The organism is Archangium violaceum (genome assembly GCF_016859125.1).
Taxonomy (GTDB): Bacteria; Myxococcota; Myxococcia; order Myxococcales; family Myxococcaceae; genus Archangium; species Archangium violaceum_A.
Genome location: NZ_CP069338.1, coordinates 748,622 through 768,547, shown reverse-complemented (window position 1 = coordinate 768,547; position 19,926 = coordinate 748,622). Strand labels below are relative to the sequence as shown.

General features: G+C 68.1%; 21 protein-coding genes. 12 read left to right on the top strand and 9 right to left on the bottom strand.

Features of this window, described 5'->3' with window-relative positions:
* Positions 1–14: 14 nt before the first annotated feature.
* Both JQX13_RS03295 and JQX13_RS03290 read right to left on the bottom strand, forming a co-directional pair.
* Positions 15–455: a hypothetical protein gene (locus JQX13_RS03295; protein ID WP_203407631.1), complete on the bottom strand. Its 441-nt coding sequence runs from the start codon at positions 453–455 to the stop codon at positions 15–17.
* Between the two features lie 16 nt (positions 456–471).
* Positions 472–1,044 (bottom strand): DUF2378 family protein, encoded by a 573-nt coding sequence (locus JQX13_RS03290; protein ID WP_203407630.1) that lies wholly within the window; start codon positions 1,042–1,044, stop codon positions 472–474.
* Between the two features lie 189 nt (positions 1,045–1,233).
* Between JQX13_RS03290 and JQX13_RS03285 the strand changes: the two genes are divergently transcribed.
* Together JQX13_RS03285 and JQX13_RS03280 are read left to right on the top strand one after the other, a co-directional pair.
* Positions 1,234–1,794, top strand: coding sequence for a NifU family protein (locus JQX13_RS03285; protein WP_203407629.1), 561 nt, complete (start codon positions 1,234–1,236; stop codon positions 1,792–1,794).
* A 143-nt stretch (positions 1,795–1,937) separates the two neighbouring features.
* Positions 1,938–2,645 carry a class I SAM-dependent methyltransferase gene (locus JQX13_RS03280; protein ID WP_239014509.1) on the top strand — a complete coding sequence of 236 codons (708 nt, stop codon included), beginning with the start codon at positions 1,938–1,940 and terminating at the stop codon, positions 2,643–2,645.
* Here JQX13_RS03280 and JQX13_RS03275 read toward each other — a convergent pair.
* The gene (locus JQX13_RS03275) at positions 2,623–3,507 is read right to left on the bottom strand and encodes an oxidoreductase (protein ID WP_203407628.1); all 885 of its coding nucleotides are present in this window, start codon (positions 3,505–3,507) and stop codon (positions 2,623–2,625) included. The genes JQX13_RS03280 and JQX13_RS03275 overlap by 23 nt on opposite strands.
* A 70-nt stretch (positions 3,508–3,577) precedes the next feature.
* Here JQX13_RS03275 and JQX13_RS03270 point away from each other — a divergent pair, with 70 nt between their 5' ends.
* A complete protein-coding gene (locus JQX13_RS03270) occupies positions 3,578–4,738 on the top strand; it encodes a THUMP domain-containing class I SAM-dependent RNA methyltransferase (protein WP_203407627.1) in 1,161 nt (386 codons plus the stop codon).
* Here JQX13_RS03270 and JQX13_RS03265 read toward each other — a convergent pair.
* Positions 4,726–6,342, bottom strand: coding sequence for a sensor histidine kinase (locus tag JQX13_RS03265; protein ID WP_203407626.1), 1,617 nt, complete (start codon positions 6,340–6,342; stop codon positions 4,726–4,728). The genes JQX13_RS03270 and JQX13_RS03265 overlap by 13 nt on opposite strands.
* Before the next feature lie 75 nt (positions 6,343–6,417).
* On the opposite strand from JQX13_RS03265, the gene JQX13_RS55240 reads away from it, so the two are divergent.
* Positions 6,418–6,546 carry a hypothetical protein gene (locus JQX13_RS55240; RefSeq protein WP_275424979.1) on the top strand — a complete coding sequence of 43 codons (129 nt, stop codon included), beginning with the start codon at positions 6,418–6,420 and terminating at the stop codon, positions 6,544–6,546.
* Here the strand turns inward: JQX13_RS55240 and JQX13_RS03260 are convergent.
* Entirely contained in the window at positions 6,530–7,408 is an 879-nt protein-coding gene (locus JQX13_RS03260; protein ID WP_239014508.1) for a TIGR02266 family protein, read from the bottom strand. The genes JQX13_RS55240 and JQX13_RS03260 overlap by 17 nt on opposite strands.
* 19 nt (positions 7,409–7,427) lie before the next feature.
* Positions 7,428–7,799 carry a response regulator gene (locus tag JQX13_RS03255; protein WP_203407624.1) on the bottom strand — a complete coding sequence of 124 codons (372 nt, stop codon included), beginning with the start codon at positions 7,797–7,799 and terminating at the stop codon, positions 7,428–7,430.
* Positions 7,800–7,943: 144 nt separating this feature from the next.
* On the opposite strand from JQX13_RS03255, the gene JQX13_RS03250 reads away from it, so the two are divergent.
* Positions 7,944–9,329 carry a M20/M25/M40 family metallo-hydrolase gene (locus JQX13_RS03250; RefSeq protein WP_203407623.1) on the top strand — a complete coding sequence of 462 codons (1,386 nt, stop codon included), beginning with the start codon at positions 7,944–7,946 and terminating at the stop codon, positions 9,327–9,329.
* 33 nt (positions 9,330–9,362) lie between these two features.
* Here the strand turns inward: JQX13_RS03250 and JQX13_RS03245 are convergent, their stop codons facing one another.
* Positions 9,363–10,241 carry an aldo/keto reductase gene (locus JQX13_RS03245; protein WP_203407622.1) on the bottom strand — a complete coding sequence of 293 codons (879 nt, stop codon included), beginning with the start codon at positions 10,239–10,241 and terminating at the stop codon, positions 9,363–9,365.
* On the bottom strand, positions 10,238–10,393 hold the full coding sequence (locus JQX13_RS03240) for an SDR family NAD(P)-dependent oxidoreductase (RefSeq protein ID WP_239014507.1): 156 nt from the start codon (positions 10,391–10,393) through the stop codon (positions 10,238–10,240). Before JQX13_RS03240 ends, JQX13_RS03245 begins: the two co-directional genes overlap by 4 nt.
* 217 nt (positions 10,394–10,610) lie before the next feature.
* Between JQX13_RS03240 and JQX13_RS03235 the strand changes: the two genes are divergently transcribed.
* From JQX13_RS03235 to JQX13_RS03205, 7 genes are all read left to right on the top strand, one after another.
* Entirely contained in the window at positions 10,611–12,047 is a 1,437-nt protein-coding gene (locus JQX13_RS03235) for an aminotransferase class V-fold PLP-dependent enzyme (protein ID WP_203407621.1), read from the top strand.
* Positions 12,048–12,133: 86 nt separating this feature from the next.
* Entirely contained in the window at positions 12,134–13,081 is a 948-nt protein-coding gene (locus tag JQX13_RS03230) for a glycoside hydrolase family 43 protein (protein WP_203407620.1), read from the top strand.
* A 51-nt stretch (positions 13,082–13,132) separates the two neighbouring features.
* Entirely contained in the window at positions 13,133–13,642 is a 510-nt protein-coding gene (locus JQX13_RS03225; protein WP_203407619.1) for a DUF1801 domain-containing protein, read from the top strand.
* A 223-nt stretch (positions 13,643–13,865) separates the two neighbouring features.
* Positions 13,866–14,876, top strand: coding sequence for an ATP-binding cassette domain-containing protein (locus JQX13_RS03220; RefSeq protein ID WP_203407618.1), 1,011 nt, complete (start codon positions 13,866–13,868; stop codon positions 14,874–14,876).
* 36 nt (positions 14,877–14,912) lie between these two features.
* Positions 14,913–15,632 (top strand): ABC transporter permease subunit, encoded by a 720-nt coding sequence (locus tag JQX13_RS03215; RefSeq protein ID WP_203407617.1) that lies wholly within the window; start codon positions 14,913–14,915, stop codon positions 15,630–15,632.
* An 8-nt stretch (positions 15,633–15,640) separates the two neighbouring features.
* Entirely contained in the window at positions 15,641–17,275 is a 1,635-nt protein-coding gene (locus JQX13_RS03210) for a GldG family protein (RefSeq protein ID WP_203407616.1), read from the top strand.
* 20 nt (positions 17,276–17,295) lie between these two features.
* Positions 17,296–18,786 carry a DUF4340 domain-containing protein gene (locus tag JQX13_RS03205; RefSeq protein ID WP_203407615.1) on the top strand — a complete coding sequence of 497 codons (1,491 nt, stop codon included), beginning with the start codon at positions 17,296–17,298 and terminating at the stop codon, positions 18,784–18,786.
* Between the two features lie 13 nt (positions 18,787–18,799).
* Here the strand turns inward: JQX13_RS03205 and JQX13_RS03200 are convergent, their stop codons facing one another.
* Positions 18,800–19,741, bottom strand: a complete 942-nt coding sequence (locus JQX13_RS03200) for a hypothetical protein (protein ID WP_203407614.1) — start codon at positions 19,739–19,741, stop codon at positions 18,800–18,802.
* Positions 19,742–19,926 lie beyond the last annotated feature (185 nt).

Here is a 19,926-nt window from a genome sequence, read left to right as displayed (position 1 = left end):
AGTGGCCTGGCGGTCTATCGGCCCCGGGTGAGCTCGGCGGCGAGGAATCCTCCCACCTCGGCCAGGCCGTCCTGGGCGCGCTGGCGGCCCTCGGGCGACTCCATCACCCGGCGCGCGGCCTCGCTCGCGGTGCCGGCCTCCAGGTCCGCCAGCACGAGGAAGGCACTCCACGCGGGCGTCAGCTCCGCCACCCGGCCGGGGCGCATGGGACGATCCTTCAACGTGGTGGCCACCTTCTCCAGGAGGCCCTCGTCATCGAGCCGCTTGGACTTGCCCCGCATCACCCGCCATGCCTCCTCCAACAGGGAGGGCAGCAACCGGCCCTGGAGGGCGGTGGCGAGGCGTTGCGCGGCCTCGTTCTCGTCGATGTGGTGGGCGCGCGCGTAGGTGGGCGTCAGCTTCGCCGCCACCACCGAGCGCGTGGCCAGGTGTGCGAGCCGGGGAGGGTAGGCCATGGTGGCTCTTCTACCACTACCACCGGACGAGGAGGCGGAAGCCCAGGTGCGAGCGCTCCTCCACGCTGATGATGGGCTGTACGTGGGCCCGCTCCAGCCCGGCTTCGATGGCTCCGGCGATGAGCTCCGGGCGGTTGTGCGTGTCCGGGATGCTGACGCGCCGGGCCCGCTCGCCCACGGTCACCAGGTGCACCGTCAGGTCCGGCCGTCCCATCATCGCCATGTAGCGCGGCAGCCGCTCCATCACGCGCGCCGCTCCAATCATCGGCAGCGCCACGGCCGCCACCCGGCCCACCAGCGTGTCCGCGAAGCCCTCGATCAGCTTGCGGCCGAGGATGCGGTAGGCATCCGCGTCGCTCAGCTCGCCGTAGACCTGATCCCTCGCCAGCGCGACACACCGCTTCCACACCTGCACCGGGTAGTCGAGCTCGGGGCACCTGGGGTCATACCCCTCCGCCACCAGGGCCCGGGCCAGTTCGTCATGCGGCTCGAGTCCCCGGACGAAGAGCCCCTCGAACACGCTCGACGGAATGCGCGGTTGGGCCATCGTCGGACTGGGGTTTCGCACCAGCAGGCCTGGACTTTCCATGGGTGTATCCCCCGGCTGGGGCATCAGCCGTTTTCTCAGCTTATCATGCCTGGACGGCCTATCCCTGAAGTCGGGTAAAAATCTGATTGTCAGATAAAGCAACCCTGGTGGGAGGCCCGCATCGGAAGCTCGGGGTTGCCAGGGCAGGTCCGCCGGCTTAGAGGAAGGGGGCACGGGAGAAATTTCGACATGTCGGTGAACATCCAGCTTGAGTGGACGCCCAACCCCAGCACGCTGAAGTACGTGGTGGATCGGCGGCTCGTATCGTCCGGAGCGGTGAACGTCACGAGCAAGCAGGCCGCGGAGGAGAAGTCTCCGCTGGCGCTCAAGCTCATGAACATCAAGGGCGTGACGGCGGTGATGGTGGGCAGCAACTTCGTCACCGTCACCAAGGGTGACGAGGGCGAGTGGGACGAGCTGAACGACGCGGTGATGGCCACGCTGGACGAGCACCTGGGCGCGGGGCTGCCGGCGGTGAACGAGGAGGCCCTCGCGGCTGCGCGAGCGGCGGTGGGCGCGAGCGGCTCGGTGGAGACGCGCATCCAGGAGATCCTGGACGCGGAGATCCGGCCGGCGGTGGCGCAGGACGGCGGGGACATCACCCTGGACCGCTTCGAGGAGGGCATCGTCTACCTGCACATGCGCGGCGCGTGCTCGGGCTGCCCCTCGTCCACGGCGACCTTGAAGATGGGCATCGAGTCACGTCTGCGTGAGCTCATCCCCGAGGTCTCCGAGGTGGTGTCCGTCTGAGGCGGCAGGTCAAAGGTCAGCAGGTCCGGCGCGAGCTGCTGCCGGACCAGTCCAAGGAGCTCCTGCGTGAGCTGCATCTGCTCACGCGCGAGGGGCACCTCAACGCGGATGCCCTGCGCAAGCTCAAGCAGGTCAACCACCTGGTGGGTCTGTTGCGGCCGGCGATGGAGGACATCCAGACGCGCCACCCGTCTCCCGTGGTGGTGGACGCGGGCAGTGGCAACGCGTACCTGGGCTTCATCCTGTACGAGCTGTTCCTCAAGGACGCGGAGGCGGGCACGCTGCTCAACGTCGAGGGGCGGCCGGAGCTGACGCAGCGGGCGAAGGAGCGGGCCGGGCGGCTGGGCTTCGGGCGGATGGAGTTCCAGACGGCGCACCTGGAGACGGCGCAGTGGCCCGAGCGCGTGCACCTGCTCACCGCGCTGCACGCGTGCGACACGGCGACGGATGACGCGCTGGCGGTGGCCATCCAGAAGGGCGCGGACCACGTCGCGGTGGTGCCGTGCTGCCAGGCGGAGGTGGCCACTCAGCTCAAGGAGAGCAAGCAGGCGGTGGAGCCGACGCTGGCGCTGCTCTACCAGCACGCGTGGCACCGGCGCGAGTTCGGCAGCCACCTCACGAATGTCCTCCGCGCGCTGACGCTGGAGGCCTTCGGCTACCAGGTGACGGTGACGGAGCTGACGGGCTGGGAGCACTCGCTGAAAAACGAGCTGATCCTCGGCCGGCGGGTGCACCGGGAGAACCGGCAGGCGCGCGCGAAGCTGGAGTCGCTGCTGGGCGCCTTCGGGGTGCGGCCCAAGCTGGCGCGGGTGCTGGGCGTGGAGCCCGCTACCCGTACGACTCCCGTTTGATGCGCTTGTCGTCGATGCCCATGGTGTGGAGATGGCCGAGCACCGTCTCCATGAAGCGTGGCGTGGCCGGCGTGCGCGTCTCCAGCGCCTTGCGCCGGTCCCACGGGGTGATGGCCGGGCCGCACACGTAGACGAGGCACGTGGCCCGGTCCGGGATGAGCTCCTCCAACAGGGCCTCGTTGATGCGGCCCTTGCGCACGGTGGGGCCGAAGCGCGACTCGTCCGTCTCGCGCGTGAGGTTGTGCACCACCCGCAGCTTGTCCGGGTGCGCGCGCTCGAGCGCCTCGAAGGTCTCGCGGTAGAGGATGTCCCCCCACGTCTTGTTGGTGGCGATGACGGTGTGGCGTGGCCCGAGCCCCCGGTGCAGGGCGTCCTTGATGATGGAGAAGTTGGGCACCGCTCCGGAGCCGGCGATGACGTGGACGATGTGGTCCGTGCGCTCCTCCACGTCGTCCGGCAGCACGTAGGGCCCCATGAAGCCCAGCACGCGCATCTTCGTTCCGGTGAGGTGCCCGTGGACGAGGTAGGGCGAGAGCAGGGGAGGGTAGCGGGTGAAGCCGGGGATGAACTCCTCGTCCTTCACGGTGATGGCGACCAGGGGCTCGTGCGGCGCGGAGGCGAGCGAGTACGAGCGCGCGGGCTCCTTGCGCCCCTTCTGCTCCTGGAGGTAGGTGGCGAAGTGGCCGAGCACGCGGAACTGGTGCGGGTCGATGTTGATGAACTGGCCGGCGCGGTACTCGGGGCGCTCCTGGCCGAAGTCCAGAAAGAGGGTGGCGGTGTCGTGCGTCTCCATGCGCACATCGGTCACCGTCACCTCGTACTCCCGGGGGCGATTCCGGGCGGTCGTCACGGCTGCGCTCATGGTTCCTCCCTACCAGCCCGGTGGACGTTGCCTCGAGGAAAGCATTGCGGCCGGGCGTCGGTCGCGGACAATGCCGCTTCAGGTGACGAACGTCCAACAGAGGGAGCACGTCTTCATCTCGGCGCTGCCGGGACTGGAGCCCGCCGTGGAGGCCGAGGCCCAGGCCCTGGGCTTCTCGCCCCGGAGGGTGGAGGGCGGGGTGGAGCTCACGGGGGAGCCGGGGCTGCACCGGGAGGCCAACCTGCGCCTGCGCACCGCGAGCCGGGTGCTCCTGCGGCTGGGGCGCTTCTCGGCGCCGGACGCCGGGGCGCTCGAGAAGGGACTGGCGGGGCTGCCCCTGGGCCGCGTATGGGACGGACGGACGGCGCCGAGGCTCTCGGTGGCGCTGCACCGCGCGCGCTTCAAGGGGCCGGACGCGGTGGTGACCGCCGCGGCGCGGGCGTGGAGGCTCGCCTCGGTGGAGCGCGCGGGCGCGCTGGACGAGGAGTCCTCCGAGGGCCTCACCCTGCTGGTCCGGGTGGAGGGGGACACGTGCACGGTGAGCGCGGACACCAGCGGCGAGCCCCTGCATCGACGTGGGTACCGGCAGGAGGTGAGCCGGGCTCCCCTGCGCGAGACGCTCGCCGCGGGCATCCTGGTGCTGGCCGGGTATGACGGGGTGGAGCCGCTCGTGGACCCCATGTGTGGCTCGGGCACCTTCCTCATCGAGGGCGCGTGGATGTCCCAGCGGCGGGCACCGGGGCTCCAGCGCTCCTTCGCCTTCGAGCGCTTCCCCGGCTTCGATGCGGCGGATTGGAGCGCACGCCAGGCGAGGGCGGGGACGGAGACGCTGCCCGCGCCGCGCTCGGCCTCGAGGGGCTACGACATCAACGCGGGGTCGCTGGGCACGGCGCGGCGCAACGCGCGGCGGGCCGGGGTGACGCTCACGCTGGAGCGCCAGGACGTGCGCACGTTGGTGCCGCCAGCGGGGCTCGGGCCGGGGCTGGTGGTGGTGAATCCTCCCTATGGCAAGCGGGTCGGCGAGGCGGAGGATCTCCCGGGGCTCTACCGGGCCCTGGGTGCCACCTTCCGGCGGGCCTTCGCGGGCTGGCGCGCCGCGGTGCTCGTCCCGGAGGACACGGGGCTCATCCGCGCCCTGGGGTTGCCCGAGGGGCGCAACCTTCCGGTGCGCAATGGAGGACTGCGCTGCCGCCTCCTGCTGTGCTCGCTGCCTCCTGCTCAGGGCGCGTGAGGCAGGGGCCGCGGCTCCACCTGGAGCGGCAGACGCAACTCGAAGCGCGCGCCGCCTCCAGGCCGCTGGCCCACCGACACCGTTCCGCCATGGGCGACCACCACCCTGCGCACCACCGCGAGCCCCAGGCCAGTGCCCGTGGTGCGCGTGGTGAAGAAGGGCTCGAAGATGCGCTGGGCATCCGCCGGGGAGACGCCCGGGCCCGCGTCCTCCACGGTGAGGTGGATGCCCTCCGGCACGCGAGCCACCGCCACGCGCACCTCTCCTCCGGGCGGCGAGGCCTGCACCGCGTTGCGCAGCAGGTTCTCCAGCGCGAGCTGCAACAGGGTCTCGTCGGCCTGGAGCATGGGCAGCTCCGGCGCCTCGTCCACGGTCACCCGCACGTTGCCGAGCTGGCGCCGCTCTCGGAAGAGCTCCAATGTGCGCCGGGCCAGCTCGCCCGGGTGCAGCGGACGTGGCCGGGGCTCCAGCGGACGCACCACGTCCAGCAGATCCCTCACCATCGCGTCCAGCCGCGTGGCCTCCTCCTCCAGCATCTCCACCGCGCTCTTGCCGATGGGGCCCAGCTTGTCGCGCTTGAGGACCGCCGCCGCGTTGAGGATGGCGCCCAGGGGGTTGCGCACCTCATGGGCCACCACACCCGCGGCCTCGCCCAGCACCGTCAGCCGCTCCTGCGCCACCAGCTCCGACTGCAGCCGTGACAGCTCGGCCAGACGCGCGGCGGCGCGCCGGTGGTGGCGCACGTTCTCCAGTGCTCCTCCCACCTGCCGCGCGAACAGCTCCAGCGTGGCCGCGCTCGTCGGCGTCAGCGTCTCGCCGTGGATGGCCAGGATTCCATAGGGCTCCCCCTCCACGAAGATGGGTGCATCCAGGCCTCGCACTGCGGGGTAGGCACGCCGCATCTGTGCCAGCAGCTCCGTGGTATGGAAGGTCTCGAGCATCTTGAAGAGATCCTCGTGGAAGGCCGCCTTGCGGCGGGTGATGACCTCCTCGAGGTGGGGCATGCTGGAGCGGGGGAAGCGTATCTCGTGGATGGGCTGCCCGTAGAGCCGCTCACTGGCGGCCACCTGCACGGGATCCTGCCGCATCGGTCCATGGACGAGCGCATCCCCCTCGATCATCATCACCGTCACGAAGAAGCCCTGCCGGTGGATGGCCTCGACCGCCATCTCCAGCACGGCCTGCTCGTCGCGGCAGCGCACCAGCTCGCCGGCGGCCTCCACGAGCGCCTCGGTGAGCCGCCGCATGCTGGCCTCGCTCTCGACGTCGAGCAGCAGCAGCAGCCTGTCCCCACTCCTCGGCCCGCTGCCCCGGCGCACGCTGTAGGCCCTCTCCTGGCCCCCCGCCACGCGCACGCGCAGCCAGGCGATGTCCGGGAGCCGCTCCCCGTGCGCGTGCGCCTGGCGCATGGGCTCCAACCACGCGCGATCCGTGGGCGTGAAGCGGGCCAGCAACTCCGGGAGCCGGGTATCGCGCACCTCCTCCAGGCCGATGCCCAGCAGCGTCAGCATCGCCGGATTGGTGTAGATGACCAGCTCTCCACGGATCACCACGACGGGGGCCGGAAGGCCCTCGAGCGCCTGGTACTCCGCCAAGTCCGACACGTCGTCCTCCTGCCTTCACCCGAAATGGCACGGTGCAATCACCCGCCCCGTGCTTCGTAGTCAGAAGCGTAGGGCATGAACGGGGGACTGCACATGTACTTCGGAAGCGTGGTGAAGAAGGACGGCGTGGAATTGAAGGCGGTGGTGCTGGTGGCGACCACCTACCTCTTGCTGGCCGCGGTATTCCTCAGCGGGATGATGTAGGCGCCGCGACCCGGTTGGTGCGGAGGAACTCGTCGATGAAGGCTCGCTCCTCCTGGCGTAGATCCGCCAGGCCCAGACCATAGCCGCGCGGCTGCTTGCCATCATCCAGCGAGTACTCCCAGATGACGGAGCTCCGCAGCTTGATCTGCCGCTCCTCGAAGCTCAGCACCAACTCCACGCGCGTCCCCAACTGCAGGGGCTTCTCCGTGGGGATGAAGAGACCTCCCGCCTGGAGGTTGATGATGCGGTGGTCGGTGAAGATGCCCACGTTGCGCGCGCTCACCTTGACCTCGACCTGGAGCCGGTCGTTGCGCATCTGCAGGCCGACGAACTCCTCGGCCGAGTAGGTGTAGGCAGGGGCCTGGGCGGCACGGCCCACCTGGGGAGCCGCCGTCCGGGCGGCGGGCGCCGCGCGAGCGCTTCCCTGGGCCTCCGCCTCGCGCATGCGACGCGCGAGCAGCTCGAAGACCTCGGCGTTCACCTTGCGCAGCTCGGGGTGGGTGTTCGGTCCCTGGTGCTCCGGCGAGAAGCGCCTGGCCAGCCGGAAGAAGGCGCCGCGCAACTCCTCCAGCGGCGCGTCCGCCTTCACACCGAAGAGCTGGTGGGCCGGCACGTTCTGCATCTGGCTCAGCTGTTGGCGCAGGCGCTGGGCTTGTTGCTGCTCGGTGCTCGGGGTGGGCCGGGCCGCGCTCAGCAGATCCTTCACCTCGTTGAAGTGCTCGATGGGCTCCCACGAGGAGCCGTCGCGCGAGGCGCGGGTCACGGCCTTGAGTCGCCCCGAGCCGATGAGCTCGCGCAGCGACTGGAGCGTCAGGGGCCCCAGCACGCGACCGATGGAATCTCCAATCCAATAGTTCGACACGCGCTCACCTCGTGTTGAATCAGTGGGCCAGGGCCTGCCGGATGGCCAGGGCGATCTCCAACGGATGGAAGGGCTTACCCACGAAGCCCACCGCCCCGGCGGACATCGCCTGCTCCACCACCGGCTCGGCATCCATGCTGCTGATGATGAGCACCCTCGTATCCGGAGAGGAGTCCTTCATCGCCGCCAACACCTCCAGCCCGCTGCGGCGGGGCATGAAGAGGTCCAGCAACATCACCGCGGGACGCTCGCGCGTGGCGACCTCCAGTCCTTCCTGCCCATCCGCGGCCTCGAGGAGTCTCACCTCGAGACCACTCTCTTGGATGGCGTCCTTGAGGAGGGTACGCACGAAGCGATCGTCATCGACCAGCAGAAGCGTCGGAGTGGACATGCTCACGAATGATAGACCAGATGGCTCTCGAATGCCCGTGTAGTCAGGAAGTTCGTGTGTCGATGAACGCTGGGTGAAAGGTGATGGACGGGTAGTTGATAGACGCGACACGGTGCTGCTTGTTTTTGAAGTAAGTGGGGATTCATGTCCACCGACAAAGCCCTGGCCCATTTCGATTCACAGAAGAACAGTTACCTCGAAGATTTGAAGCAGTTGGTGCGGATTCCCAGTGTCTCATTCGATGGGTTTGATCCGTCTCACGTACGCGCGAGCGCGGAAGCGACCGCGAAGCTGTTGAGGTCGCGTGGGTTCGAAAACGTGCAGTTGCTGGAGATCGAAGGCGCACATCCGTACGTCTACGGCGAGATCTTGAAGGCGCCCGGCAAGCCCACGTTGTTGCTGTATGCGCACCATGACGTACAGCCAGCGGGAGACGAGTCGGCGTGGAAGAGCCCGCCGTTCGAGCCGCAGGTGCGGGACGGCCGCCTGTATGGCCGCGGCTCGGCGGACGACAAGGCGGGCATCGTGGTGCACACCTCCGCGGTGGACGCCTGGCTGAAGGGCGGAGGCGGTCTTCCACTGAACGTGAAGGTCGTCATCGAGGGCGAGGAAGAGGTGGGAAGTGAGCACCTCGAGACCTTCCTCCAGAAGCACAAGGCGCTGCTGAAGGCGGACGCCATCGTGCTGACGGACACGACGAACTTCGACACGGGGCTGCCGTCCATCACCACCGCGCTGCGTGGGCTCGTCACCGTGGACGTGGAGGTGCGCGCGCTCCGGCAGGCGGTGCACTCGGGCATGTGGGGCGGGCCAGTGCCGGATCCCGTGATGGCGCTGTGCCGGATGCTGGCGACGCTGACGAATCCCGACGGGAGCATCGCCATCGAGGGCATCTACGAGAAGGTGCGCCCGCTCACCGAGGCCGAGCGCAAGAGCATCCAATCGCTGCCGGGTGACACGGAGTACTTCAAGAAGCAGGTGGGGATGGTGCCGGGGGCGCAGCTGCTGGGCGGGCGCCATCCGTGGGAGATGAACTGGCGGCAGCCCGCGTTGGCCATCAACGCCATCCAGGCCAGCAGCCGCAAGGACGCGCGCAACATCATCTGCGACACGGCCTGGGCCCGCGTGGGCATCCGCGTCGTCCCGGACATGGATGCGCAGGACGTACAGAAGCGGTTGGTGGACCACCTGAAGAAGGTGGTGCCCTGGGGGTTGGAGCTCCACATCAAGGCAGACCCGCCCGCGGGCCCGTGGTTCACGGATATTTCGCATCCGGCCTTCCAGGCGGCGTTTCGCGCACTGCGCAAGGGCTACGCGACGGAGCCGGTGGCCATTGGATGCGGTGCGTCGATCCCCTTCGTGGAGCCGTTCGCCAAGGAGCTGGGCGGAGTGCCAGCGCTGCTCATCGGCGTGGAGGATCCGTATACGAATGCACACTCGGAGAACGAGAGCCTGCACCTGGGTGACTACGAGAAGGCGGTGCGCAGCGCCATCCACCTGTACGAGGAGCTGGCGAAGGAGCTGAAGTAACGGGCTCCTCGCCAGGGCCCCGTGGCGATCGGCTCAGCCGGTCGCCACCTGTTCGTTGAGCGCGGACAGCTCGTCCTGGGAGAGCCGCAGCTCCGCGGCCGCCAGGTTCTCCTCGAGGTGCGCGACCGACGAGGTGCCGGGGATGGGCAACATCACCGGCGAGCGCGCGAGCAGCCAGGCCAGGGCGATCTGCGCGGGTCTGGCGTCGTTCCTGCGCGCGACCTCGTCGAGCGCGCTCCCGGGCCTGGCCAGACCACCGGTCGCCAGGGGGAACCAGGGGATGAAGCCGAGGCCCTCCTGCTCGCAGTAGGTGAGCACCGCCTCGTGGGCCCGGTCGGCGAGGTTGTAGCGGTTCTGGACGGTCACCACGTCGACCACGCGGCGGGCACGCTTGATCTCCTCCACTCCGACCTCGGACAGCCCGATGTGACGGATCTTCCCCTCCTGCTGGAGCGCCTTGAGCTCACCCAGGGAGGCCTCGAGTGGGACCTCGGGGTCGATCCGGTGCAACTGGTAGAGGTCGATGCGCTCGAGCTTGAGCCGCCGCAGCGACATCTCGACCTGCTGGCGCAGGTACTTGGGCCGCCCGATCGGATGCCACTGGTTGGGGCCGGTGCGGACGAGCCCGCCCTTGGTGGCGATGAGCAATCCCTTCGGGTAGGGGTGCAGGGCCTCGGCGATGAGCTCCTCGCTGACGTACGGGCCGTAGGAATCGGCGGTGTCGATGAGGTCCACGCCCAGGTCGAGCGCGCGGCGCAGCACACGCAATGCCTCGGCGTGGTCGCGGGGCGGTCCCCAGATGCCGGGTCCGGTCAGCTGCATGGCGCCGTAGCCGAGCCGGTGGACGACGAGGTCTCCTCCGATGGTGAAGGTTCCGCTCCGTTCCACGGGGCGGGAAGTGCCGCGGTTCATGTGCTTCTCCTTGCTCTGAGGCTTCGCAACCGGTCCTCTCGCCGAGCGACGAGAACGAGGTCGTATCCCCGCTCGGCCAGCCGGCGTGCGTACACCGCGCCGATGCCCGCCGAGGTTCCCGTGATCAGCGCCGTTCCCTGCGTGCTCGCCATGCGATCTCCCGTGTCCACGAGACCCGTGTCCCCAAGGTGTGTATCCCGTGGAGCCCGGCGGGTACGCTCGGTTGGCCTGCGTGCGCGGGGGCTCCCCTGATTCCTCCTCACATCCCGGCCCGCGGCGTTCTGGATCGTATTGAGACGTGCGGTGGGCGGCCCTATTGAGATGTCCGCGGCACTGGACTGCGATGGACCGACACGGGGGAGGGCCTTCATGATTCTTGGAGACTGGGAACGTCACTTCGAGAGTTTTCGGTCCGGGATCATCGGGATCGACCTGCGCTACGAAGGCCCCAGGGGGACGCGTCCGCTCTTGTATGCGGACTGGATGGCCACCGGCCGCCTCTACGGTCCGATTGAACAGACACTGTTGTCGGTGGCCGCGCCGTTCTACGGCAACGTCCACTCGAAGAGCAGCTGCGTGGCGGAAGTCTCCGAGGCCTTGTACGAAGAATCCCGCAGGCAGATCCGGTCGGCACTGCGGGCCGATGAGCGTTATGCGCTGCTCTTGTGCGGCTCGGGGATGACCGCCGCCGTCAACAAGCTGGTGAGACTCCTGCAATGGCCCGCGGGTGATGTGCACGAGCGGCCGGTCGTCTTCACCAGCCACCTGGAACACCATTCGAACCTGTTGCCCTGGCTCGAGTGTGGCGCGGAGGTGGTGGTCGTGCCGCCGGACCGCCACGGCGATCCGGATCTGTCGGCGCTGGAAGACCTCCTCCACGCGACCCGCCATCGCCATCCGCGAGCAGGCGCCTTCAGCGCATGTTCCAACGTGAGTGGCAGGAAGGTGGATGTCGGGCGGATCGCCCAGCTGCTTCATGCCCATGGCTGCCTGTGCTTCGTGGATCACTCCGCCCATGCCAGTCACGCCTCGGTGAGCGTGCGGGCCGACCTCGGGAGCGGGTTCGACGCCGTGTACTTCTCGGGTCACAAGCTCCTGGGCGGGCCGGGCAGCCCCGGGGTGCTGTGCGTGAAGAAGGAGTTGATCGTGAGCCGCATCCCGGATGAGCCCGGCGGTGGTTCGGTCAAGTGGACCAACCCCTGGGGCGGGCGCTCCTATGTCGACGACGTGGAGCTCCGTGAGTCCGCCGGCACGCCCGGCGTGATGCAGACCCTTCGGCTGGCGATGGCCTTGCGGCTGAAGGAGAAGATGGGGGAGGCGCCCATGGCGGCGAGGAATGGTCGACTCCGCTCGCGGCTGCTCGAAGGGCTGTCTTCCGTGAAGGGCCTTCAATTCCTCGACGCGGAGCACGGAGGTGTCGCGCCCGTGGTGTCGTTCTGGTCCGAAAGGGTCCATCACCACCGGTTCGCCCGCCTGTTGAGTGATCTGCACGGTGTGCAGGTGCGCAGCGGATGCTCGTGCGCGGGCACGTACGGTCACGTGTTGCTCGGCATCGATCGGCCCCAGTCGCGGGAGATCTGCGATGCGATCGAGCGCAACGACCTATCGACCAAGCCGGGCTGGGTCCGCGTATCGCTGCACCCGACCAGCTCCGATGCCGAGGTCGATGCCCTCGTCGCGGCCATTGGCGAGGTCCAGGACGATTCGCACCGCGGTGCGAGCGATGGCTACGACGCCGTGTTGGATCGGCATGCCATCCCGGCGTGTCGTGATATCGAGACGCTGATCAGTCGCTGCTTCGAGTGAGGGAGTCTCCTTGCCACGAAGCCGAGGCTCGCCCGCTTGCCTCTCCACGTCGCGGAGGAAGCCACGCACGTTGAGGTCATCTCGTCATGTCCATCCGCTACAGCAATCCGGTTCACGACGCCTACTTCGCGGACCCCTTCGTCCTGCGGGTCGGGGAGGGCTATGTCGCCTACGGCACCGGCCGGGTGATCGACGGGCGCGCCTTCGAAGTGCTTACCTCTCCAGATCTCGTCACCTGGCGCAGCGAGGGGGGCGCCCTCGAACTGCTGCCCAAGGAGGCCGGAAGTGACTACTGGGCGCCGGAGGTCGCCGAGGCGGACGGAAGATGGTGGATGTACTACTCCGTGGGGCATGGAGACGCCGGCCACCACCTGCGGGTCGCTGTCGCCGACCATCCGACCGGCCCGTTCGTGGATCAGGGCGTCAACCTCACCCCGGATGAGCGCTTCGCCATCGACGCGAGCCCCTTCCGGGACGAGGACGGCACCTGGTACCTCTTCCATGCTCGGGACGTGCTCGAGGGGGACCGGGTTGGTACCATGCTCGCCGTCGACGTGCTGGAGGGCATGACCCGGCTGCGCGGACAGTCCCGGACCATCCTGTGGCCCAGTGGTGACTGGCAGGTGTTCCTGCGCGAGCGGAAGATGTACGGGCAGGTCTACGACTGGCACACGCTGGAGGGGCCGTTCGTCCGCAAATACGAGGGCCGCTACTACTGCTTCTACTCCGGTGGGAACTGGCTGGAGCCCACGTACGGTGTCGCCTACGCCGTGGCCGATCACCCGCTCGGCCCCTGGGTCGAGCCGGCGGGAGTCCCTCCGCTGCTGCGGACCGTGCCGGACAGGGTGATTGGTCCCGGGCACAACTGCGTGGTCGCCGGCCCCGACGGGCTGGACGTCGTCGTCTATCACGCGTGGGACCCGGGGCGGACGGCTCGCCGGATGTGCATCGACCCCCTCATGTGGGGCGAGGGCGGTCCCCGCGTGCTCGGGCCCTCCTTCACGCCGACACAGATTCCCCGCGCGGCCGAATGACCCGGGCGGCCGTGCTGTGCCCCTGTTCTTCAACCGCTAGACTCGCGGTCCATGCAGAGCAAGGCCACCACCGTCGAACAGTACCTCGCCGCGCTTCCCGAGGATCGCCGCGCGGCGATCTCCGCCGTGCGCAAGGTCATCCTCGAGAACCTCGATGAGTCCTACGAGGAGGGCATGCAGTACGGGATGATCGGCTACTACGTCCCGCACAAGGTGTTTCCGGCGGGCTACCACTGCGATCCGAAGCAGCCGCTGCCGTTCGCGTCACTGGCCTCGCAGAAGAGCCACATGGCCGTCTACCTGATGTGCGTCTACGGCCAGCCCGAGCAGGAGAAATGGTTCCGCGAGGCGTGGGCGAAGACGGGCAAGAAGCTCGACATGGGCAAGTCGTGCGTGCGCTTCAAGAAGCTCGAGGACGTCGCGCTCGATGTGATTGGCGAAGCCATCCGCCGTGTGCCGGCGAAGGCATACATCGAGCACTACGAGTCGGTGATTCGACCACCGGAGAAGAAGAAGGCGCCGTTGGCGAAGCGGAAGCCCGCGGTGAAGAAGCGCGCGTAGTCGGCTGAGTGCTGGCCAACGAGTCGAATCAAGCTCCCCGTTCTGGATCCTCGTGGGTTCCGGACGGGGCGTTCGGATTTCAGCATGGATGAAATCCATGGCCGAACGGGCTCGGGAATAAATCCGCACCTGGGCACATTGACAGTGCCGATCGCCGTTTTAAGTGCTGTCGGCGTTCGGAAGAAAACCGTTCGTTTCATGGGGTGAGGTCGTGTCTCAACCAATGATCCGGATCGAAGGACTGACCAAGAGCTACGGGGCCACGCAGGCACTACGCGGGGTCAGCTTCGAAGTTCCTCGAGGACAGGTGGTGGGATTCCTGGGGCCCAATGGGGCCGGCAAGTCCACCACGATGAAGATTCTCGCCGGCTTCGTGACGCCTACCTCCGGCACGGCGAGGATCAATGGCATCGACGTCACCGTTGACCCCGTCGCGTCCCGGCGGTTGATCGGGTACCTGCCCGAGAACAACCCCCTGTACGAGGAGATGATGGTCCGGGACTACCTGGACTTCGTCGCCGAGGTGAGAGGGATTCCCAAGGCCCGGCGGGCCGAGCGGATCCGCAGCGCGGTGGAGCGCTGCGGCCTTCGCGCGGTGTTGGGCAAGGACATCCACCAGCTCTCGAAGGGTTACCGGCAGCGCGTGGGTCTGGCACAGGCCATCGTGCACGATCCGGATCTGCTCATCCTGGACGAGCCGACGACGGGCCTGGACCCCAACCAGATCGTCGAGATCCGGAGCCTCATCAAGGAGCTGGGGAAGGAGAAGACGGTCATCCTCAGCACGCACATCCTGAGCGAGGTGCAGAGCACCTGCGGCCGGGTGCTCATCATCAGCGATGGGCGACTGGTCGCGGACGACGCGCCAGAGCGGCTGGGAGAGGGCGAGGGCGGGACGGTCACCGTCGTGCTCGCGTCGAGGACGGGCGCCACGCTGCGGACGGAGGAGGTCCGCTCGGTGCTCGAGCGCGTGCCTGGCGTCACGGGCGTGGAACCGGCGGAAGGGGAGGGGAGCGGGACGCTGGGCTTCCGGTTGAGGTACGGCGCCGAGGACATCCGCCGCGCCCTGTTCGATGCCGCCGTGCGCAGCGAGCTCTGCCTGCTCGAGGTGAAGCGGCAGCACGTCAGCCTGGAAGAGACGTTCCGCAAGCTCACCGGGGGCGAGAAGAAGCCCGCCGGAGGCGAGGCGCCTCGCCCGCCGCGGGACGATCAGGGGCCGCCGCTGGCGGCCTGAGCTGATTCCCAGACATTCGACACAACGAGGTAGAGAATGGGAACGACACTGGCGGTCGCCAGGCGTGAGTTCAGGAGTTTCTTCAACTCTCCCGTCGCGTACATCGTCATCGGCGTGTTCCTGGTCGTGGCGGGGTGGTTGTATTTCAGCACCGTCTTCGTCGCCGGGCAGGCCTCGCTCCGGGCGTTCTTCAGCATCGCCCCCGTGCTGTTCGTCGTCTTCGCGCCCGCTGTGACGATGCGGCTGGTGGCCGAGGAGCGCAAGAGCGGGACGCTGGAGTTGCTGCTCAGCATGCCCCTGCGGGACTGGGAGGTGGTGGCGGGCAAGTTCCTCGCGGCGCTGGGGATGGTCGGGGTGGGTCTGCTGTGGACGCTGCCCTATCCGCTCACCGTGGCGAGCCTCACCGCCGAGGGAGCCCGGTTCGACTGGGGCCCCGTGGTGATGGGCTACCTGGGCCTGCTGCTGATGGCGTCCAGCTTCCTGGCGCTGGGGTTGTGGGCGAGCGCCCTGAGCCGCAACCAGATCGTCGGCTTCATCATCGGGCTGTTGCTGTGCTTCGCCTTCTACTTCATCGACAAGTTCGCGATGGTGTTGCCGGAGTCGCTCGGTGAGCTGCTCCAATACCTCTCGGTCGACTACCACTTCGCGAACATCGCGCGTGGCGTGCTGGATACGCGAGATCTCCTCTTCTACCTGTCGCTCACGGCCGTGGGGCTGGCGCTGACCACGCGCACCCTGGGCAACGTCCGTCAGTGAGGTTGACGATGAAACCCGGTTCCTCCAACGCGAACATCTTCCTGGCGGCGATCGTCGGCTGCCTGGTGCTGCTCAACATCCTGGGGTTGCGCGCGTTCGGCCGCTTCGACGCGACCCGTGACAAGGCCTACACGCTGGCGAAGGCCTCGCGGGACACCATGGCGGGGCTCGAGGATCCCGTCACGATCACCGCGTACTTCACGGATGAGCTGCCACCCCCGTACTCGAGCAACGCGCGCTACGTGCGCGACCTGCTCGAGGAGTTCCGCGCCGCCTCCAAGGGCCGGCTCTCCTTCGAGTTCCTGGACCCGATGAGCCAGGAGACGGCCGAGGACAGGGAGACCAAGAAGGAGACGAAGCGCGACATCTTCGGCCGGGTCTTCCGTGAGCCGACCTCGGTGGAGCGCGAGCTGGCCCAGGAGGGCATCCAGCCCGTGGAGATCCGGGTCATCGAGGACGACCAGATGCAGACGAAGCGCGCCTACATGGGCATCGTCATCAAGCATCAGGAGAAGAAGGAGGTCATCCCCGTCGTCCAGGACACCCGGACGCTCGAGTACGATCTCACCACGCTGATCCGCAAGCTGACGCGCCCGAAGACGCCCGTCATTGGCGTGGTCCAGGGGCACGACGCGCCCGCGCTCCACGAGAAGCTCTCGGGCCTGCGGTCCCTGCTCGGCCAGATGTATGAGGTCCGCCCGGTGGACCTGTCCGGCAAGGAGCGCGTGGACGCGGACATCGACGCGCTGCTCGTCGTCGGTCCGAAGACGCAATTCCAGACGAATGAGCTGAAGGCCATCGACCAGTTCGTGATGGAGGGCAAGAGCGTGGCGTTCTTCCTCGACTCCGTCCAGGTCGACCTGAAGACCTTCATGCCGAGCGATGCCACGCATGGGCTCGGGCCCCTGCTGGAGACCTACGGCATCAAGGTCGGGGACCAGCTGGTGGCGGATGTCGAGTCGGCGCAGCTGAGCGTCCAGGAGCGTCGTGGCTTCATGGTCGTCTCCATGCCGGTGCCGTACCCGTTCATCCCGCTGCTCGAGCGGCTCGAGGGGGACAGCCCCATCACCGAGGGGCTCTCCGGCGTCTCCCTCCCGTTCAGCACGGTCGTCACCGCCACCCCGCCCGAGGGCGCTCAGGCCACGGTGCTCGCGAAGTCCTCGCGCAAGAGCTGGCTGGAGAACAAGCCCTACAACATCGATCCGCGTCGGGACTGGCGCACGGAGACCATCACGCCGAATGGTCCGCACCCGCTCATGGTGCAGGTGAGCGGCAAGCTCAAGAGCCACTTCGCCGCGGAGGCGCAGACCAGCACCGCCAGCGGTACGCCCCTGCTCGCGGAGAGCAAGGGAGAGCCGCGGATCATCGTGGCGGGCGGCTCGGCGGCGCTGTGGGACGACTTCATGGGTCGGCCGAACCAGGCGCTGCTCCTGAATGTCGCGGACTGGCTGCTGCTGGATCCCGCGCTCCTGGCGATGCGCACCCGTGGCATGGCCGAGGCTCCGCTCCAGTCCGAGCTGAGCGCCACGACGCGCAACGCCGTCAAGTTTGGCAATGCGTTCGGGATTCCCTTCGTGCTCGCCGCCCTCGGGCTCGTCCGCTGGCGGATGCGGGAAGCGCGTCGGGCCACTGTCACCGTCTGATTCAGAGCTGAGGAAGAGCCATGAAGAAAGGAACGCTCATCGCCCTTGGCGCGTTCGCCGTGCTGCTCGTGCTCGTGCTCGCCACTCGCGAGCGGCAGGTCAGCGTGGGGGTCCACAAGCTGGAGCTGCCGAAGCTGGACAAGGCCCAGGTCACGGCGCTCGAGCTCTCGGGGGCTCGCAATGCCACCCTTCGCAAGGAGGGGGACGGCTGGATCGTCCTGGACCCGAGCAAGCCGGACACGAAGTACGCGGCGGACGAGAACCTGGTGAACAGCGCGCTCGACGCGCTCGGGGAGGTGAAGAACCCGGACTTCCTCACTGACCGGGCCGAGCGATTGGCGGAGTACGAGCTGGATGACGCGAAGGGGCTGAAGCTCGAGGTCCTCCAGGGCGGCAGTCCGGTCGTGGAGCTGGTGCTCGGGAAGGCCGCCAGGAATGGCGGGGTGTACCTGCGCAGGGCGGGCAGCAATGACGTCTTCGTGCACCGGGGCCGGCTGGACTGGACCGTGCGCAAGGAGCTCAAGGACTGGCGCAAGCGTCAGATTATGGCGCTCAAGGTGGAGGACATCTCCCAGCTCGCCCTCCGTTCCAAGGAGGGGGAGAGCGTGACCTTGAAGGCGGGAGCCAACCCGGGAGAGTGGAGCCTCGCCGAGGGGACGCAGACGCCCGCGGGCTTCCGGTTCAGCTCGCAGGCGGCCCAGCAGCTCGCTCAGCAGCTGGCGAGTCTGTATGCGCAGGACTTCCTCGAGGGTGATGCCGCGGCGGACTCGGCGACGGGGCTTGCCGACGCGCACGACACACTGGAGGCGCAGCTCAAGGACGGCAAGAAGGTGGTGGTGCACCTGGGCCGCCAGCCCGATGCGAAGGATGGCTCGGCCACGGTCGCGGCCCGGGTCGAGGGCGACGCGCAGGTGTATCAGCTCTCGCAGTACGTCGCCTCGCAGCTCCGCAAGCGCCTCGTGGACTTCCGGGACTTGAGCCTCCTGCGCTTCGAGCCGCAGAAGGTCACGAAGCTGAAGCTCCAGGCAGGTGGCAAGACCGTCGTTGTGGCGAAGGAGGGCGAGGGCTGGAAGGTCGTCGAACCCCAGAAGCTCCCGGACGGCTTCGAGCTCGAGCCGTCGCAGGTGGACATGCAGCTCGGCTGGCTGCGGGGCCTTCTCGCGACCCGACTCGTCGAAGGCCAGGTCACGGACGCGCAGGCGGGGCTCGCCTCGCCGACCGCGCTCGTGGAGGTAACGGTGGAGGGCGAGCCTGTCCAGACGCTGCGCTTGGGCAAGGAGGCGCCCGGTGCGGCGAACGGCGCGAAGGAGCTGTACGCCCGGAGCACGATCGACGCGCTCACCTACGCCGTGGGCGAGGGCGTGAAGACCCGGCTGGCTCAGGGTCTCGAGCTCTTCAAGCGTCGCCCGCCGCCGCCGAGCTTCGCGGGGGGGGGGCAGATGCAGGGCCTCGAGTCGCTCCCTCCCGACGTGAGGAGGCAGCTCGAGGCCCAGCTTCGCGGCGCTCAGTGAGCGGACGCCGGGGTCACTGGAGATCGTTGATGTTCAGCGGGTTGTTGAGGTCGATGGGGCGCATCCACTGCCCCCCTCCGGCGAGGTCCTGGGGGCGCTGCAGCTCGGGACGTCCCCCCGCGCCCGCGCCGCTCTTGTATTCGTTCAGCTGGCCTACCAGCTGCCACTGCTGCGTGGGCCTGTCATAGTGGGCGAACGCCGTGGCGCCCGTCGGCAGCCCGTGGGGCCCCGAGGGATGCGAGTAGTCATGGGGCGTGATGCTCTGCACCAGCTGGAGGTTGTGCTGGTTCATGAAGTTGTTGAGATGCTGCCTGCCAGTCGCGGCGCCATGATGCTCGAAGTCGGCTTGATGGACGAAGGACAGGGAGTTGGGATTATTCGGATTGTGCAGCGCATGGACGGCGCAGCCGTTGAGAGGCCCCGTCGTGACCATCGACGGCTGCCCCGGTCCGGGGTGGAGGGGCACGCCTGAAATCCCCGCGAACGAGCCCTGATTCGGCCCGGCCGCCTGGCCCCCCGAGAGGTAGTGCAGGTAGTGGACCTGCGGTCCGTGCCCTCCAGGGGATGAGAGCGAGAGGTTCGCGTTCCCATTCTGCTGGTGGACGTTCATGGTCGCGATCGACTGGTTCGCTGGCACGAAGGGACGGTTGGGTGTCGGGAGATCCACCCCCTGCGGAGGAGTACCGTTCGGGAACAGCTTGTACCCGTTCAGGACGTTCTGCCCCGAGTACTGCATGGGGTTGTTGTTGAACTGCTCGGCGTGCGACGGCCCGAACAGCCCTCGTGAGAGGGTGGTGGACCGCGTGGGGGCCGTGTCGAATCCATCCCGGGGCGGGGTCGGCCTGGAGGAGGGAGGTGTGGACGGGGACGTCGGCCTGTTGATCCGTGGAGTATCGTTATTCAGTCCGCGGAAGGGATTGAAGTTGCCAAGACCACCGATGCCGAATTTCTTCATGGGATTGGCTCGCGTTTGGATGGGAGAGAAAGTCGTCGCCTCCCTGATACACCTCCCATGCCAGCCGTGCGTCGCCGTGATTCCAAGGGTTTGGCGACCCTCCCCCAGCGCTCCTGAGTGACTGCCTCCTGGTGACTGCTGTCATCACTGGTGACTGTTGTCACCAGGTGCTCGTATGCGGCCCG